Source organism: Photorhabdus viridis (assembly GCF_040256935.1).
Taxonomy (GTDB): Bacteria; Pseudomonadota; Gammaproteobacteria; order Enterobacterales; family Enterobacteriaceae; genus Photorhabdus; species Photorhabdus viridis.
In genome coordinates this window covers 1-905 of the sequence record NZ_JBEJZY010000188.1, presented here as the reverse complement: position 1 = coordinate 905, position 905 = coordinate 1, and the positions used below count along the sequence as shown (strand labels likewise).

Below are 905 nucleotides of genomic sequence, written 5' to 3'. Positions count from 1 at the left end.
TAACCTCAGCTTCGTTTAAAGATAGCGATCTCATTATCCCGTAGATTCAAGCTCGGTTTTTTAGGCTGGAATGTATAAGCAATAAGACCGGCAGCAACTTCTAACAAAAAACCGAGCTGACTGAGATGCCTTGAATGTTCTATCTGAGAAATATTTTTGAGCTGGTCGACGACCGTTTCTATCAAAAATCGCCGTCTTAACATCAACCTATCCCAGAGAGATAATGCTTTGGCTTTCATGTTACTCCGGACATTGGTGATTAACGTGACACCTTCCGCTTCTAACTCATCGCATAAAGCCTGGGACAAATACCCTTTATCCCCATACAAACAGCCTGTGAGTCCTTTTGTCAACGCGCTGACTGGCTGACGAGCATCCTGGTTTCCTGCGGTGAGTTTCACGGCTAACAATTCACCGCAATCATTGATAACCAAATGAAGTTTAAAGCCATAAAACCAGCCTGTGCTCGTTTTACCTCGTTGTGCCATCCCTTCAAATACGCGATGACGAGGAATACGACGATTGTGACAAACAGCAATTTTGGTGGAATCAATAAAAGCAATTCCTTGAGTTTGTGCCTTACGTGATGAAAGAAAAGCGGATAAAGGAATAAGCGCCCTTTTTTTCAGGGTGAGGATACGCGTATAGCTGACTAATCCGGGGAAATCGGCTGTAAGATATTGTTTTACATGTTCAATATAAAATGTTTTAAAATCACGATAATGACTCATATGAAATAAAATGAGGATCATCATGACTTCACTGAGAGAAAGAGATGCCTCCCGGTGTCGTTTACGTAATCCATGTTCAATGAGTTGTTGATGCCAGAGAGGAATAAATTTTTGGCAAAAGTCATCGACGCAGCAGTAAAGTTCTTCTAAATTAACCATGCCTGAGGGTCTCCA

At 41.8% G+C, this 905-nt stretch carries 1 protein-coding gene; it reads right to left on the bottom strand.

Annotated features, from left to right (window positions below; translation table 11 throughout):
* Positions 1 to 5: 5 nt before the first annotated feature.
* Positions 6 to 890, bottom strand: coding sequence for an IS982 family transposase (locus ABR397_RS22875; RefSeq protein ID WP_350307712.1), 885 nt, complete (start codon positions 888 to 890; stop codon positions 6 to 8).
* Positions 891 to 905: the final 15 nt, after the last annotated feature.